Annotated in this window: 14 protein-coding genes; 8 read left to right on the top strand and 6 right to left on the bottom strand. The window is 39.7% G+C overall.

The window, feature by feature from the left end; genetic code table 11:
* Positions 1–156: 156 nt before the first annotated feature.
* Both AC4CUZ_RS12940 and AC4CUZ_RS12935 read left to right on the top strand, forming a co-directional pair.
* A complete protein-coding gene (locus tag AC4CUZ_RS12940) occupies positions 157–867 on the top strand; it encodes an SGNH/GDSL hydrolase family protein (protein WP_039889631.1) in 711 nt (236 codons plus the stop codon).
* Between the two features lie 30 nt (positions 868–897).
* Positions 898–1491: a uracil-DNA glycosylase family protein gene (locus AC4CUZ_RS12935; RefSeq protein ID WP_005399523.1), complete on the top strand. Its 594-nt coding sequence runs from the start codon at positions 898–900 to the stop codon at positions 1489–1491.
* Positions 1492–1553: 62 nt separating this feature from the next.
* Here AC4CUZ_RS12935 and AC4CUZ_RS12930 read toward each other — a convergent pair whose 3' ends face one another.
* Both AC4CUZ_RS12930 and AC4CUZ_RS12925 read right to left on the bottom strand, forming a co-directional pair.
* Positions 1554–1991, bottom strand: coding sequence for a hypothetical protein (locus tag AC4CUZ_RS12930; protein ID WP_490747703.1), 438 nt, complete (start codon positions 1989–1991; stop codon positions 1554–1556).
* A gap of 259 nt (positions 1992–2250) precedes the next feature.
* A complete protein-coding gene (locus tag AC4CUZ_RS12925) occupies positions 2251–3804 on the bottom strand; it encodes a phospholipase D family protein (protein ID WP_490747702.1) in 1554 nt (517 codons plus the stop codon).
* A 122-nt stretch (positions 3805–3926) separates the two neighbouring features.
* Here AC4CUZ_RS12925 and AC4CUZ_RS12920 point away from each other — a divergent pair, with 122 nt between their 5' ends.
* From AC4CUZ_RS12920 to AC4CUZ_RS12905, 4 genes are all read left to right on the top strand, one after another.
* On the top strand, positions 3927–5042 hold the full coding sequence (locus tag AC4CUZ_RS12920) for an S-(hydroxymethyl)glutathione dehydrogenase/class III alcohol dehydrogenase (RefSeq protein ID WP_490747700.1): 1116 nt from the start codon (positions 3927–3929) through the stop codon (positions 5040–5042).
* A gap of 225 nt (positions 5043–5267) precedes the next feature.
* Entirely contained in the window at positions 5268–6296 is a 1029-nt protein-coding gene (locus tag AC4CUZ_RS12915; protein ID WP_078390193.1) for a flavin reductase family protein, read from the top strand.
* 12 nt (positions 6297–6308) lie between these two features.
* Positions 6309–7478, top strand: a complete 1170-nt coding sequence (locus AC4CUZ_RS12910; protein ID WP_490747698.1) for a fatty acid desaturase family protein — start codon at positions 6309–6311, stop codon at positions 7476–7478.
* 658 nt (positions 7479–8136) lie between these two features.
* Complete coding sequence (locus tag AC4CUZ_RS12905; protein ID WP_490747696.1) at positions 8137–10053, top strand: EAL domain-containing protein; 1917 nt, start codon at positions 8137–8139, stop codon at positions 10051–10053.
* Between the two features lie 400 nt (positions 10054–10453).
* On the opposite strand, the gene AC4CUZ_RS12900 is transcribed toward AC4CUZ_RS12905, so the two are convergent.
* A complete protein-coding gene (locus tag AC4CUZ_RS12900) occupies positions 10454–10567 on the bottom strand; it encodes a hypothetical protein (RefSeq protein ID WP_490747695.1) in 114 nt (37 codons plus the stop codon).
* On the opposite strand from AC4CUZ_RS12900, the gene AC4CUZ_RS12895 reads away from it, so the two are divergent.
* Positions 10546–11607, top strand: coding sequence for a 3-deoxy-7-phosphoheptulonate synthase (locus AC4CUZ_RS12895; RefSeq protein WP_490747693.1), 1062 nt, complete (start codon positions 10546–10548; stop codon positions 11605–11607). The genes AC4CUZ_RS12900 and AC4CUZ_RS12895 overlap by 22 nt on opposite strands.
* Positions 11608–11844: 237 nt before the next feature.
* Positions 11845–13038, top strand: coding sequence for a PilT/PilU family type 4a pilus ATPase (locus tag AC4CUZ_RS12890; RefSeq protein ID WP_348928332.1), 1194 nt, complete (start codon positions 11845–11847; stop codon positions 13036–13038).
* 47 nt (positions 13039–13085) lie between these two features.
* Here the strand turns inward: AC4CUZ_RS12890 and AC4CUZ_RS12885 are convergent, their stop codons facing one another.
* The 3 genes from AC4CUZ_RS12885 to AC4CUZ_RS12875 form a co-directional block, all read right to left on the bottom strand.
* Positions 13086–14264: an MFS transporter gene (locus AC4CUZ_RS12885; RefSeq protein WP_490747692.1), complete on the bottom strand. Its 1179-nt coding sequence runs from the start codon at positions 14262–14264 to the stop codon at positions 13086–13088.
* Positions 14265–14523: 259 nt separating this feature from the next.
* Positions 14524–14898: a glycine cleavage system protein GcvH gene (gcvH, locus tag AC4CUZ_RS12880; protein ID WP_004693240.1), complete on the bottom strand. Its 375-nt coding sequence runs from the start codon at positions 14896–14898 to the stop codon at positions 14524–14526.
* Positions 14899–14969: 71 nt separating this feature from the next.
* Positions 14970–15998 (bottom strand): AraC family transcriptional regulator, encoded by a 1029-nt coding sequence (locus tag AC4CUZ_RS12875; RefSeq protein ID WP_004979806.1) that lies wholly within the window; start codon positions 15996–15998, stop codon positions 14970–14972.
* Positions 15999–16247 lie beyond the last annotated feature (249 nt).

Genomic DNA, 16247 nt, shown 5'->3' with positions numbered 1-16247 from the left:
TTAGAATAATATTAAGTCTTATAAGTTATTGATTTAATAGATATTATGTTATTTACTTTGCAGCAATATTTCTGAAAAATATTTAAGTCTGTGTATCGGTGCAATTCAACGTATACTATTTTCATCTCTCAGTTAGCTTAGACCCAGTCACTGAATATGCGATTAAAAATTTATACGCTGGCTTTGATTCCAGTCATTCTTTTTCAAGGTTATGCCGTCAAAAAAAATACACCAAGATTGGCTGAACCCGAAGGAGAGCGCATTGGACAAAAAGGCGTGGGTAAGTCGCTTTCCTTGCTCATTTTGGGGGATTCAGCAGCAGCGGGCGTCGGTGTAAATGTTCAAGATGATGCCTTATTGGGTTCAATTTTAAAAGAACTGTCATCTGAGTTTAGTATTCAATTTTATTTACACGCAACGACGGGATTCACCACAGATCAGGTCATTCAGTCCATCCAAACGTTTGAGACACAGCATTTTGATGTCATCATTACTTCTGTGGGCGTAAATGACATTACAAAATTCACTTCGCCGCAGGCTTGGATCGCAAAACAGAAGCAGCTTTATCAAATACTCAAACATAAGTTTAGTCCACAATTAACGATTGCATCTGGTGTACCTCCGATGGATCAGTTTCCTGCACTTCCAAACCCACTTGCATGGTTGTTTGGTCAATATGCCAAAGCGATGAACTTAGAATTAGGCCAATTTGTCGCACAGCAAAAACAGATGGAGTGGATAGAGTACGATCTAAAGAAGTTTTTAGCTTTAAACTTAGCTATGGCCAAAGACGGTTTCCACCCCAGCAAAGAAATTTATCAGTATTGGGGTAAACAAGTGGCTGAAAAAATACGCCAATCTTTTTAAAATGCAATAAAGACAAATTTTCTATAGCTTATGACACATTCAGTTGAAATTGAAAAACATCCACTTAAACCGTTCCTCCCAGCTAATGCCAAATTATTGATGCTGGGCAGCTTTCCGCCGCCCAAGACCCGCTGGAAAATGGACTTTTACTATCCAAATTTTCAAAATGATATGTGGAAAATATTTGGCCTGTGTTTTTTCCAAGATAAAAATTATTTTCTCAATATCGAACAGAAGACATTTAAAGAACAACAGATCCGTACATTTTTAAATGAACGGGGCATTGCGATTTTTGATACGGCCTATGAAGTGATTCGCCAAAAAGGCAATGCTTCAGATAAGTTTTTGCACATTATTAACCCAACCAATGTGCAACATTTACTTGAAAAAATGCCCGAATGTCATAGTGTGATGACCACTGGCGATAAAGCTACTGATACGCTCATGCTGTCTATGCCCACAGGTACGTTAAAACCACAAATTGGCATGAAGTCCGAGACACATTTTGCTGGGCGAGATCTGAGGCTTTATCGGATGCCATCTTCTTCTCGTGCCTATCCTTTGGCTTTAGAGAAAAAAGCCGAGGCTTATTACAACTTATTTTCTGAAATAGGCTTACTTTAGGTAACTATTTGGATTATCCACATGACTGAATATTCCAGCCATTCGTAGATGGTTGGTCTGCTTTAGTCTTCGTACTCAACATAGTCCCAGAGATTAAGCCGCGCTTTAATCTGTTTACGTAGTTGTGGCAGCATAGGAAATAATGTTCCATCAATCCATAGGCTGAGTGCACCTGCCGAAAGTGGCTGTTGCGATTCATCGATCAATTGTGCACCTTTCACCAAAACAAAAGTCTCTTCGCTTGCAGCTGTTTCGATCCCTTTAAACTGAACCAAAAGTTCATGGCCTGTATCTTGGATTTGCCACTCCAGTTCAATTTGGATATTTTGATTGGATTTTAAAACGACTTGCCCTTCAACCATGTCATTGTCACTCAAGCAGTCATATTCAACACGCACTTTACTTAGAAACCATTCTTGTCGAGCAAGATCTTCTAGTGTTTTGTAAGGGGTTAAAATATTACTGAGATTAAACTGACGACTTAAATCAAAAAATTGCATTACTAAACTTTGTAAAGGGGAGATAAAAAAGATGGGCTGCATGTTAAATCAAAGTGTGTACTGAGTAAAACCTTTCAAGCCCTTGAATGAATTTAGGTATCAGAGCCAATTATTTTGTTCGAGTATTATATTCAACGCTGTTGTATTAAGAATAGAAATAGATAAAGCATTTTTAAGCTGAGCCTAAAAACAAAGCAACTCAGCCTAAACAGAAAGCAATTATACATTAGAAAATGTGGATAACGTCATTCACCTGTAATTACATCATCCATTCAATGGGCAGGTATGATACAGCTTTCATCATAAAACGCTGAAATTTTGTGGTTTCGGGTTCTGTTTGATGTTCAATGACACTTCCATCTTTTTGATGTTCAAGCCAAATGATATCGCCTTGAGGATTAAGCTTTAACTCATATGCAATATGCGGAAGAAATTCATCTAACTTATGTGAGATTGCATTTTGCAATTGATCTGACTCCACCACTAAGCCCACTTCTGTATTTAAATGGGCTGAGCGTGGGTCAAAGTTAAACGAACCGACAAAGACTTTTCCGTCTATATCAAAAAATTTGGCATGGAGCCGTGAGGAACTTCGACCTTTAGCTGGAATCACATGCCCAGTTGCTACTTCATACCATGTGTATTTTTCTCGTTCGATATAGGGTTTAAACTCATACAGTTTGACGCCATTTTCGAGCAAGCCACGGCGATATTTTTTATAAAATGCATGCACAATGGCAACATCATTAGCCAATAACGAATTGGTTAAGACCCGAACTCGAGTTCCATTTTTTGCCAAATTGGAAAGGTAGTCAGCACCTGCTGTGGTTGGAACAAAATATGCGGAGACCAACTCCATATGCTTTTCAGGCTTGCCCATCAAATCGAACATTTGTTTGACAATGATTTCATCAGGCTTTGCTTCACCACGAATTTTATTGGGAGAATCGGCGATGAAATGAGCCTTTGCCCAGTTAACAGGATGCTTAGTCAGCTCTGAATCGACTTGTATCCGAGCCAAATCAATTTTCTGTTCAATCACATTTTTATCTAAGGCATACGCTTCATAGTGCTGTTTTAATTGAGCCAGTTCTTCTTTTGTTCCACGACCCACTAATTGGGGAATTGTATAACTGAGATCATCATTCCAGAAACTTAGAAATACACTATTGGCATGTTCTACAGCTTGCCCATAAAACAAAATGTCCAAATCGGTAAATTGGAATTTTTCACTGGCGTCAAAATATTCACTGCTGATATTACGACCGCCAGTTACTGCTATTGCGCCATCAGCAATAATCAGTTTGTTATGCATACGATGGTTAATGTGATTGAAGCGGAAAGCATAATCAATCACACGTAAATGACGGTATTTGTAAGGATTGAATAATTTGATTTCAAAATTGGGGTGAGCGCTCAGCTTTTTGAAAGTTTCATCAAGTGCCGTGCCGTTTTGGTCATCAATTAATAAACGTACTTTCACCCCACGATCCGCAGCATTCAGCAGTTCGTGCAACATCATATGGCCTATAAAGTCATCTCCCCAGATATAGTATTGGACATCTAGACTGTGCTTGGCTTCTCGTATCAAGTGTAAGCGTGAGGCAATGCTCATAAATGCTTCGTCCAATGCCAAATAAGCCGTAAGTCCCTGTTTTTGCTGTGCAGATACATCTTGACCCTTGAGCCAATGCTCTGCATATACCTCTACAGGGGCTGAAGGCTTAGCCTGATTAGGGGCGAGCTGGCATCCCGCGAGTGTTAAAACGGTGCTCAGCAAAATCAGCGGTCGACAATGAGTTGGTATCGCCATATTTCTTTTAAAGACCTAATTTTTATAAGTTATATATTTCACATGTTATAGGTTCAAACAGAGAATAAAAAGCGGTTACTGTAGCGCATCTGTTAAAGACCTGTTAAGTAAGGATAGCGAAAATGAAATCACGTGCAGCAGTTGCCTTTGGACCTGGACAACCTCTGGAAATTGTAGAAATTGATGTTGCTCCACCGCAAAAAGGTGAAGTTTTAGTCAAAATTACCCATACAGGTGTATGCCATACCGACGCATTTACTTTATCTGGTGATGATCCTGAAGGTGTTTTTCCAGCAGTTTTAGGCCATGAAGGTGCGGGTATCGTAGTTCAGGTCGGTGAAGGCGTAACTAGCGTTCAGCCGGGTGATCATGTTATTCCACTGTATACGGCTGAGTGTGGCGAGTGTTTATTCTGTCAGTCAGGCAAGACCAATCTATGTGTTGCAGTTCGAGCTACACAAGGTAAAGGTCTGATGCCCGATGGTACAACGCGTTTTTCTTATAATGGACAACCGATTTATCACTACATGGGCTGTTCAACATTTTCTGAATATACCGTTGTCGCAGAAGTGTCTTTGGCTAAAATCAATCCAGAGGCTAACCCTGAACACGTCTGTCTATTGGGTTGCGGCGTGACCACTGGTTTAGGTGCAGTCAAAAATACAGCCAAAGTACAAGAGGGTGATACCGTTGCAGTCTTTGGTTTAGGTGGTATTGGTCTAGCAGTTGTACAAGGTGCAAAAAAAGCCAAAGCCAGCCGTATTATTGCGGTTGATACGAACCCTGACAAATATAAATTAGCAGCAGAATTCGGAGCAACTGATTTTGTAAACCCAAAAGATCATGACCGTCCTGTACAAGAAGTCATTGTTGAAATGACTGGTTGGGGGGTTGATCACTCATTTGAATGTAGTGGTAACACCAATGTCATGCGTTCAGCACTTGAATGTGCACACCGTGGTTGGGGCCAGTCGGTGATTATTGGTGTGGCAGGTGCAGGCCAAGAAATTTCAACGCGCCCATTCCAACTGGTTACTGGCCGTACATGGAAAGGAACTGCTTTTGGTGGAGTAAAAGGTCGTTCACAACTGCCAGGTATGGTTGAAGAAGCCATGACTGGTGACATTCGTTTAGAGCCATTTGTTACGCATACTATGGGTCTCGACAAAATCAATGAAGCCTTTGACTTAATGCATGATGGAAAATCAATCCGTACGGTGATTCATTTTGAAGACTAATTCGCTGTAATGTGTTTAAAAACCAAGCTGCGGCTTGGTTTTTTGTTTTTTGCTTGAAGAAAAGTAAATTGGCAGAACTGTTCATATTGTTAGACAAAAATGATAAAAAATGTCAATTCGTTAGATTTTGTCCTTTTATGACATAGTCGAAAATAGGTTCTCACCTTATCTTGATGTCTCAATAATGCACACTTGTATAAAAATAAACTAAAGCAGAGGGTGACTATGGGAAAGCATGTTGAATACCGTCCTGAATGGGTACGTGAAGATTTCATCGATTTTCTGGCTGAAAAAGTAAATCCGCTATGGGCATGGAAAAAAGCCAAAGCGCGGATTGTTGCAAAGCATCACTTGTCAGATGACTTTGTGTACATGCAGTTACAGCCAAATCATCATTTTAAAGCAACCGACTATCAAGCTGGGCAAAGTATCTTAGTGACAGTACTCATTGCTGGTGTACGTTGGCAGCGCAGCTATTCAATTGTCGAGATTATAGAAAATGGCAATCTTGTGATTGCTGTTAAACAACAGGGCAAAGTCTCAAATGCACTCACTCAACAGCCTGTAAAAAGTGTAGTTGAAATTTCCAAACCGCAGGGCGAATTTGTTTTAAAAAGTCAGCCTCACTCTGCACTGATGATTGCCTCGGGAAGTGGTATTACCGCAATTTACGCATTGATTAAGGCTGCATTAAAACGCCCACAAACAGTTTCCAATATCGATTTAATTTACTTTACGCGGGATGATGCCTTTCATGCAGAACTGCAACAACTTACTGAACATTATCCGCAGTTTAAATACCATCATGTCAATACACGGACTCATAAACAACATCTGAGCCAAGAGTTGCTTAGCCAAAAGATTGAAGGTTTTGAACAACGTGAATGCTATGCTTGTGGTGCTGCCAATATGATGCAAAGCCTGACAGAAATTTATCAGGCTCTAGACTTAGTTGACTATCTGCATACCGAATACTTTCAAATTGTTGTCGATCACACCCAAAGTGCTCAAGTGGTCACGTTTCAACGTTCTCAGCAACAGTTTCAGGCCAAAAGCAATTTATTAGACAGTGCAGAACAGGCGGGTTTACGTCCCGCACATGGTTGTCGTATGGGCATTTGTAATACTTGTTCATGTACCAAAGTTCAGGGTGTGGTGCGGAATCTGCTCACAGGTGAGCTTGATCAAAACAATAACACACAAATTAAGTTATGCATTTCACAGGCGGTTAGTCCTGTTGTGATTAACCTTTAAGAAGGTATAGATATGAATTTTCCCGTTTATTTTAGTGAAAGTAGTAAATCCAAATATTTAAGTCCTGCACAAATCGAAGAATTTGGTGCGAAAGTTGAAGCGATCCGTCGTGAAGTGATGGAAAGTCTCAATGAAAAAGATGCTGAGTATATTTACAAAATCCGAAATTTTGTGCGCTATAGCGAAATAAGCGCACGTGCAATGCTCATGTTTGCAGGATGGTTACCTCCAGCATGGCTTTTGGGCACAGGTTTATTAGGGGTATCTAAAATCGTAGAAAATATGGAGCTTGGGCATAATGTCATGCATGGTCAGTTTGACTGGTTAAATGACCCAAGTCTCAATGGGGCAAATTATGACTGGGATACTATGGCCACAGGCCCCGACTGGAAACATACGCATAATTATATCCACCATACTTACACCAATATTGTTGGTATGGATCATGATGTGGGCTATGGCTTAGTCCGTGTGAGCGATGCACAGGTCTGGGAACCTCGTTTTTTGCTGAATCTGCCTTTAGCTGCACAGTTGATGGTGTTTTTTGAGTGGTATGTTGGTCTACAAAATCTGCATATAGAAGATGTGGTGGCCTATAAAACAAAAACTTGGCGTGAAGTTTGGGTAGAGTCATATGATTTTAGGCAGAAAATGAAACGCCAAGTGATTAAGGATTATGTCTTTTTCCCCATCATTGCTGGGCCAAATGCACTGCCAGTCTTTGCAGGAAATGCGGTAGCCAATGTTATTCGTAGTTTATGGGCATCCGCGGTGATTTTTAATGGTCACTTTACCGAAGACGCTGAAAACTTTGAAATGGACAATATCGACAATGAAAAACGGGCCGAGTGGTATCTGCGCCAAATTAGAGGCTCAAGTAATTTTAGTGGGACACAGGGCTTACATATTTTAAGCGGGAACTTGAGTCATCAAATCGAACATCATCTTTTCCCAGACATGCCAGCCAATCGCTACGCACAAGTCGCGCCCAAAATTAAAGCATTGTGTGCAGAGTATGGAATTCATTACAATGAAGCGAGTTTTATCAAACAGTTTTCATCTGTTTGGGTGAAATTGGCTAAATACTCGCTGCCAAATGAATGTTATGAAAAAAGTGACCCTACACAGTCTTTTCTGAAACACAATCTGAGTTTATTGAAAAAAAGAATCTTTAAATCATAGCTCACAAGTATGTACCAGAGCAGAAACTTTATTGGATAATATTGACCCATTAGGTTTCTGCTTTTTTTGCACAAAAATAAGGCGTAAAACCCCTCTATATGATGTCTTTGTGTAAGTAGGATTAAATTTAATCATTATGTGAATAGTCGGTATTTACTTAAAATAAATTATTGTTAATATTGGGTTTTCACTGAAAGTTGTTTAGCTTTGCAGTTTTGCTCAAATGAATGCTCATTTGCTATTGAAAACGGCTCTCAGTTATTTGTCTAATTTGTGTAATAGTTGCAATTTTTCATTGGTATACGCTGATATAAGTTGTATATGATGCATATTGTGATGGTAATCACGCAGCGTCATTATACTTATATTTACTTTTTTGTTTTTTCATTGTTTTTCATGACTTTGCTTGATTTCTTTTTTAAACAATATGTCTGGTTATGGACTAAACCAGCAAGTTTAAGTTGCAGATAATTATTATGTCTCGAACCCATTCACAGCCTAAGAATAAATCTAAAAATATTGCTTATGATCAACAGGCAGGAAAGCGTTCTACTTTAAAAAAGACTACTATCTGATTGATACTATTCCTCAGCTTTTTTGGATTCATAATGACGTCTGCAAATATATAAATTTACCCTTACGTCAGTATGTGGGAGGAATGGATTTATCCGCAGATAGCTTCAATTTGGTCGAATATATTCATCCAGAAGATGTGCCAGCATTAGATGAATTTTTGCATCAACCGATAATTGTTGAGCTCACATTTGAAAAAACCTGCCGTATTCGTAATCATCAGGGCCTGTATCATTGGTTCTTAGTCCAAGGTGAAATGGATCGCTCTACGGCGGGATTTCAACTGAGTTGCACTGATATTCATCAGGGCATGAAAATTTATATCGAGTCTTTGGCACTGTTACGTGCTCATTCGGATATGTTAAATGCCAGTGTAGACTGCATTATTGTGGTTGAGCCAGATGGTACGGTCACACATATGAATAAGTCGGCATGTGTCATGTTATTAGGAAGTGCAGATGTTAAAGACTTTGGTATGTCTTGGGTCGAACTTTTACCTCCTGCGGTGCGTAAAAAAGCCAAAAAAGCATTGCATGATGCGGGCCAAGGCCAAATTTCGCGTTTTAATGGCATGAGTTTATCGGATGGAAAAGTTTATTATTGGGATAATGTTCTGACGCCTGTACTTGATGTTGACGGAAAGACCCAGAGCATTTTATGTGTTTCACGTGATATCACGCTGCAATATTTGACTGAACAGAAATTAAAACAAGGCAGTGAACGTGATGAGTTAACCGGGTTAAATAACCGACGTGCGTTTAAAGAAAAAATCAGAAAAATGTATAACAGTGCACGTGATAAAAAACAAAAGTTAGCCGTCATGCTGATGGATTTAGATCACTTTAAAACCATCAATGACACACTGGGCTATGCCGCAGGCGACCACCTTTTAAGAATTTTATCAAAACGCTTAAAACAAATTTTAGAAGGACGTGCTTTCTTGGCACGTCTTGGTGGGGATGAGTTTGGTGTGATTATTCCGCATGTGCAGGATATAGGCGAGCTCAATCAAATTGCCCAACAGATTTTGCAACAACTAGAAATCCCCATTACGTTTTCGGGTAACTACATCAATGGTGGTATGAGCATTGGATGTGGCCTCTATCCAGATGACGCCAATGACCTCAGTGAGTTACTCAAGTGTGCTGACACAGCACTCAATGATGTTAAAGCACAAGGGCGTGGTGGTATGCGCATGTTTGATCAGGATATGTTTAATGCTGTACGGGAACAATCTGAACAACTCAATTGCGCGCATCAAATTATCCGTAATGTTGCAATTGAAGCTTTCTTTCAACCGAAAGTGTGTTTAGATTCAGAGAAAATTGTTGGTTATGAAGCGCTATTACGCTGGCGTGATGATCAAAATAACATTCAAAGCCCTGCACGAATTGCAGCAGCTTTTAATGATTATGAGTTATCTAGCCGTATTGGTGAGATTATGCAGCATCAGGTCTTCAAGCAGATTACTGAATGGCGGGCAAAAGGCTTACAGATTGTACCTATTTCAATTAATGCAGCACCTGTTGAGTTTATGCGTGATAATTTTGCAGAGATCTTCTTAAAACGTCTCAAAGCCTACCGCATCCCCTCGAAATTTGTTGAAATCGAGGTTACTGAATATCATTTGGCTGAACGCGGCTATGAATACGTGGTTCGTGCCTTAAAAAAACTCAAAGCAAATGGTGTGCGAATAGCATTGGATGATTTTGGTACAGGGCATTCTTCTCTTACTCATTTACGTGACTATCCTGTTGATATTATTAAAGTTGACTGCTCTTTTGTACAACATTTAAGCGATGATAAATCGATTTATGCTATTGTCGAAGGGTTAGCCAAGCTTGGTCCGATTTTATCGATGGATATCGTTGCTGAAGGGATTGAAACTGAAACACAATTGCAGCTTTTAAGAGATATGGGCTGCCATATTGGGCAAGGTTATCTGTTTAGTCCGCCTGTTTGTGCTCAGCAGGCAGAAATGCAGTTGCTAAAACTACACTAGGCATGGCTCCATATAGCGGCTGTTCTCATGAACTCAAACATGATTAGGCCATTGAGTTAAAGGCGAAGGCAGTGGCTTAAACGGGATAGAACAGAATTTTTTGTATAAAAAAGTGTTGTAAAAGCAAAAAAATCAGCGTATTTTAAATTTCAGATAACATATTTTTTGAAGATATAAAAATGTTAAAGCAACCTGTAACCTCTAACGCAAATTATTACTTTTGGCAATTTAGATAATTGCCTGAACGCGTTCGGGCATGAAAAGGTTGCCCACCTAGTTAATACCTGATTGGCAACCCTGGTCAGGTTTTTTTATATCTGCTGTTTTAATAAATTTTGGAGTATTTCATGAAAACAACTAACTATTCATACTTTAGCAACTTTTATTGGTTTTACTTTAGTCAATTTATGACTTTAGTCCAGCAATCCATTAGACCCATAACGCTCAAATAAAAGATCGGACTGAAGACCACAGTCCAAAGGATACAAACCAATGAATGCTCTAAATACTGCACTACAAAGTACTCAAACGACAGTTCAAGAAACACTTTTTAGTTTGCCGCAGCAACTCAAAGCGCAGTTGCCACTTTCAGCGCCATTAAAACTACAAATTGCTGAACAGCGTCAAACCATTCAAAATATATTAGATGGCAAAGACCATCGTTTAATGGTCATTACTGGCCCGTGTTCCATTCATGACCCTATTGCGGTTTTAGAATACGCTGAAAAGTTAAAGCAACTACAAACCAAAGTTTCAGATCAGATTTTCTTCGTGATGCGTGCTTATATTGAAAAACCACGGACAACAGTGGGTTGGAAAGGTTTTTTATACGATCCTCTACTCGATGGATCTTCCAATATGCAGTTGGGATTAGAGCAGTCTCGAGCATTGTATTTAGCGATTATTGAAATGGGACTGCCGATTGCTACAGAAATTTTAAGCCCGATGGCGACTGCTTATTTCGACGATCTGTTGGCATGGGGAGCCATTGGTGCGCGTACCAGCGAGTCGCAGATTCATCGTGAAATTTCGAGTCATATGCCATTTAGCATTGGTTTCAAAAATGGCACAGATGGCTCAATTCAAATTGCTCTGGATGCGATTCAGTCTGCATCAAACCCTCACCAGTTCATGGGAATTGGGCAGCAAGGCATGGCATGTATGCTTCAGTCCCAAGGAAATCCGAAGCCACACTTGATTTTACGTGGTGCAAACTCAGGGCCTAACTATGCTTTATCCGATATTCGTCATATGCAAGATAAAGTCAAAGGTGAATTACCTGCTTTGGTGATTGACTGTAGTCATGGGAACAGTAGTAAAAATCCACTCAATCAACCTAATGTATTGCGTCGCATTGTTGCAGAACGTACGCAAAGCAATGTGTGTGGTGTCATGCTTGAAAGTCACTTGGTTGATGGTAATCAGAAAATTTCAGATGACATGGTCTATGGTCAGTCTGTTACCGATGGCTGTTTAGGGTGGGAAAAAACCGAGGAAGTACTTTTAGAGGTTGCTGATACATTACGCAGCCACGCTGTTCAACGTAGTGCTTAATCAATGCAGCCAAAAAGACCTTTCAATGAAAGGTCTTTTTTTGTGATGCAGTTCAATAAATGAAGATAATAAATTGAAAAATAAGCTAAAATTTATTTATCAAACGATAAATTAGGTTGAGCTAGAGCATAAACTTATGCAAAATCAGAAGCCTGAAACAACACGATAAAAATTGTATTTTGAATAAAAGAAATGCTTTTTAAAGTCAGCTATTTGCACTAATTTTTAGAGAACACTATGTATTCTGCAGAACTTTTAGAAGAAGCCCGTCGGATGATGTTTCACATGCTCAGCAAAGTGGTTGAGTATGGTGGCTCAGACTTATTTATATCTGCAGACTTTCCGCCAAGTATTAAGCATCAGGGCCTTATGAAGCCATTGGGTCAACAAAACTTACCATCTGATCAGACCAAACTCTTTGCTTATAGTTTAATGAACGAAAAGCAACGATTAGAGTTCGAAACTGAGCTGGAGTGTAATTTTGCAATTAGCGTTCCCAATGTTTCGCGTTTTCGTGTCAATGTTTTTCAGCAGCAACTACATGTAGGTATGGTGATTCGTACGATTACAGCGGAAATTCCTAACTTTACTAAATTACAACTTCCAACGTCTTTAAAAGACGTGATTATGGAAAAACGTGGTTTAGTACTCGTTGTCGGTGGTACAGGGTCAGGTAAATCTACGTCTTTAGCAGCCATGATTGATCATCGAAATGAAAACTCGGCAGGGCACATTATTACGGTTGAAGATCCTGTGGAGTATGTACATAAACATAAGAAATCGATGATTACTCATCGGGAAGTGGGTGTGGACTGTCACTCTTGGCACAATGCTTTGAAAAATACTTTGCGCCAAGCACCTGATGTCATTTTAATTGGTGAGATTCGTGACACGGAGACTATGGAGCATGCCATAGCTTTTGCAGAAACAGGCCACTTATGCCTAGGCACATTACATGCTAATAATGCAAATCAGGCTTTAGATCGAATTATTAACTTTTTCCCAGACGAACGTCGCAATCAACTTTTGATGGACTTATCTTCCAATATGAAGGCGATTATTTCACAGCGTCTGGTGCGAACTGAAGATGGGCGTGGTCGCCGAGCAGCAGTGGAAATCATGCTCAATACGCCGTTGATGTCAGACTTGATACTTAAAGGGAATTTCCATGAACTCAAAGAAGTGATGTCAAAGTCGCGTGAGCTAGGCATGCAGACTTTTGATCAGGCTTTGTTTGATTTATACAATCAAGGTGCAATCGCTTATGAAGAAGCACTACGAAATGCAGACTCGGTCAATGAATTACGTCTACAGATTAAGTTAAAAAGTAGTCGTGCTAACCCACAGTTAAACTCAAATAGTGCTTTGTCTTTTGATCAAGCGGTTGCTGAAAAGGTCAAAGAAGCTGAAGAAGAGAAAGACGACGCTTAATTTTCTGAGTCCGTATGTTCATTACTATGGGCATACGGATTGATGTTTTAAGCGGTTTTCTTTCTATTCGCGATAAAGGCATAGAAAAATAAACTTAAAACGGTTGTCAGTGCACAGAATAAATAGGTAAAGCTATAACCTTGCTTAGAAATGAGTAGACCCAACAATACAGAGCCAAGAGCAATACCTAAGTCATACATTGTAAAGAATGTAGAGGTCGCATGGCCAATCCGATGCTTTTCAGCACCTTGAATAGCGAGAGTTTGTAGACAAGGCTGTGCAGAACCAAAGCCCATGCCAACGCATACTGCCGCAACCAATAAACCCATCAAAGATTGAATCTGACTGAGAATCACAAGCCCTAAGCTAAATAATATAATTGCTGGGTAAATCACATAGTTTGCTCCGTGACGGTCATAAATTTTGCCTGTAATTGGGCGTAGACTCATCATGGAAATCGCAAAGACGATAAAAAACAAGCTCGCGTAGTTCAGCAGATGTTTAGACTCTGCATAAGTTGAAATGAACGACATGATACTGGCATAGGAAAAAGAAACGATCATGCCCATAATTGAAATATTCAAGGCTTTAGTTTCAACAAAGTCATGGATACTGAGCTTGCGCTTCACGGCGGGTGTCAATTTTTGAGTGGTCTGCTGAATTGGGATAAAGAAGCAAAACAAGAAACCGAGACAGACACTAAACGCTAAAATCCCTGCGACCATTGGATAGGATACAGACTGGATCAGGGTTAAACCGAGGAATGGCCCAAGTACAATCCCCAGATTAATCGACATGACAAAATAGCCCATGCCTTCGCCTTTACGTTTTTCTGGAATAAACTCATTGACGATAGGTACGGCAACTGTAGTGACTATACTGAACCAAATGCCATGTAGAAAACGAATCAGTAACAACAGTTGTAAATTATCAGCAAATAAATAGGCCAAGGAAAACAAAGAAAATAGGGCTTTCGCGATAAAAAGCGTTTTCTTATTGCCAAATTTTTCAATAATGAGTCCGCTAAAAGGACGAACTGCGATAGACGATGCCATGAACAAAGTCATGGCTAAGCCTGCTTGTGCAAGGCTTCCACCCAAATCATTCAAAATATAGATTGGGAGGATTGAGGTCTGTGCAAAGTAAAAGATGAACAAAAACAGATTGTTCGCTAAGCAAAGAATAAAAGACTTATTCCATAGAGATGATGTATTGAGAGCAGACATGCAGAACCCTTGGCTCGAAGATGAGGCTACAGGACGTAAACTGTTGTTATTATTTTATGCAGAAGCTAGGTCACGGCTGTGAAATTAGAACAATCAAATTATAAGATAATGCACGTGAAAAGTATAATTATAGTAATAAATACTGGTGTTTAAGCGAGATAAATTTATAAATATTGATTTAATTTATCAAAATAAGAGGATAGATGTAAAAAACCAGTCCGTAGACTGATTTTTTGAGCCGTAAATATGAATACTAGGCTTATAGACCCGCTTCATAGGCTGTGCTTGAAAGGAGTTGTTCTACATCTGCGATATTGTCTGGTTTGATTTTATAAATCCAACCTTTGCCGTAGGGGTCATCATTGACGAAGTCAGGATCATCTTCCAGATTGGCATTGATTTCTACCACGGTGCCAGAAACTGGTGCATGAATATCAGAAGCTGTTTTTACAGATTCAACCACACCCGCTTGTTCGCCCGCAGTGATTTGTTGACCAACTTCTGGTGTTTCAACGTAGACTAAATCGCCTAAGGCATCCTGTGCATGGTCTGAAATACCAGTTACAACAAGATCACCTTCAATACGCACCCATTCATGTGTACTTGCATACTTCAATTCTGAAGGATGATTCATGAATAACTCCTTAAAATACAAAAATAATTTTTCGCATGATTTATACATGCTTTTTTATCAAAACAAAAGATCTATAAATACGGATCTTTACGCCAATTACTCGGGCTGCGTCCACTCCAACGCTTAAATGCTCGGCTGAAATTTGCCACATCACTATATCCCAGTTCATCCGCGATTTGCTCTAAGCTATAGTCTGTACGTGACAAAAGTGACGTGGCATGACGGTAACGCACTTCATCCACAATGGTTGAAAAAGACGTGCTTTCAGCAGCCAATTGGCGCTTCAGTGTTCGATCAGACATGTGTAAGAGGTCAGCCACATGCTCGATGCTTAAATAGTGTTGTTCTGAGCGCGTCAAAATGTCACGTACACGCATCGATAATCTTCGGCGTTCGCCCATGGCTGAGAGCTCAGCTTCACATTGATTAATGGCTATTTGGCTTGCAAGTGGGTCAGCATTGACCATTTTAAAGCCGAGATAATGCTTATCAAAACTCAAAAGTAAATGTGGTTGATCAAAGCGAACACTATGGTTAGGTAGCTTTGCACGATAGCGATCAAAGCCTTCGGGTTCTGGAAAATCGAAATCAATTTCCCCAGCCAGATTTTCAATGCCAGTGAGCGCCTTACTCATAGAAACAATGCCAAAAATAATACTGATCGCAATATCGGTACGCAACGGTTCTATATCGACATCACAGCGTAATTGTAAAGTCGCTTTTTCGCCAAAGGTGGAAAAGAAAAGCTGCAAAAAAGGCATGCGCAGTTGAATAAAGCGGTTAGCAAGTACCAAGGCTTCGCCAATATCATGAGTTGTCATAATGGCATAGCCAATGAAGCCATGAATTGAAATACGCATTTGCGTGCCTAGATGGTAGCCAAGCGTGGGCTCACCAGTGAGACGGCTAGCCAACTTCACAAGTTCATTGGCAGTATGAACAGGTATGCGAAAGTCAGGCTCTGCGAGTTGTTCGCTCGTGAGTTGAAAAGGGGAAAATAGCGTCTCTGCGTTATAGCCCCAACGAGACACAACATCTAACAACAATAAGCCATAAACACCAGGAATTCCTTGATCTTGGCGAAGTGAAACTGTTTTCATGCGCGATCCATTGCATTTTTCTTTCTTTTCTGACTGAAGTTATATTGGCATGAATATTTCAAATTCATGGAGCATATTGTTGGACAATATGTTCCGAGCCTATAGCAATTCAGTATCCTTTACATTTTTGATTTAGTGGAACGATATTATAAATATCATAAATTTCTGAGCAAAAATATAAGACTCTCGATAAAAATAAAGGCTCAGCAAATGATGCTAAAAATTAAGTAAAATCTTTTCAAAATCAGC

This window comes from Acinetobacter sp. 789_lipA (assembly GCF_058242845.1).
This window is presented reverse-complemented; position numbering and strand designations above follow the sequence as displayed.

Coding starts and splice junctions, on each gene's coding strand:
- AC4CUZ_RS12920 (WP_490747700.1), top strand. CDS start 3,927: ATGAAATCACGTGCAGCAGTTGCCTTTGGACCTGGACAACCTCTGGAA.
- AC4CUZ_RS12885 (WP_490747692.1), bottom strand. CDS start 14,264: ATGTCTGCTCTCAATACATCATCTCTATGGAATAAGTCTTTTATTCTT.
- AC4CUZ_RS12930 (WP_490747703.1), bottom strand. CDS start 1,991: ATGCAATTTTTTGATTTAAGTCGTCAGTTTAATCTCAGTAATATTTTA.
- AC4CUZ_RS12895 (WP_490747693.1), top strand. CDS start 10,546: ATGAATGCTCTAAATACTGCACTACAAAGTACTCAAACGACAGTTCAA.
- AC4CUZ_RS12905 (WP_490747696.1), top strand. CDS start 8,137: ATGGATTTATCCGCAGATAGCTTCAATTTGGTCGAATATATTCATCCA.
- AC4CUZ_RS12940 (WP_039889631.1), top strand. CDS start 157: ATGCGATTAAAAATTTATACGCTGGCTTTGATTCCAGTCATTCTTTTT.
- AC4CUZ_RS12890 (WP_348928332.1), top strand. CDS start 11,845: ATGTATTCTGCAGAACTTTTAGAAGAAGCCCGTCGGATGATGTTTCAC.
- gcvH (WP_004693240.1), bottom strand. CDS start 14,898: ATGAATCATCCTTCAGAATTGAAGTATGCAAGTACACATGAATGGGTG.
- AC4CUZ_RS12875 (WP_004979806.1), bottom strand. CDS start 15,998: ATGAAAACAGTTTCACTTCGCCAAGATCAAGGAATTCCTGGTGTTTAT.
- AC4CUZ_RS12910 (WP_490747698.1), top strand. CDS start 6,309: ATGAATTTTCCCGTTTATTTTAGTGAAAGTAGTAAATCCAAATATTTA.
- AC4CUZ_RS12935 (WP_005399523.1), top strand. CDS start 898: ATGACACATTCAGTTGAAATTGAAAAACATCCACTTAAACCGTTCCTC.
- AC4CUZ_RS12925 (WP_490747702.1), bottom strand. CDS start 3,804: ATGGCGATACCAACTCATTGTCGACCGCTGATTTTGCTGAGCACCGTT.
- AC4CUZ_RS12915 (WP_078390193.1), top strand. CDS start 5,268: ATGGGAAAGCATGTTGAATACCGTCCTGAATGGGTACGTGAAGATTTC.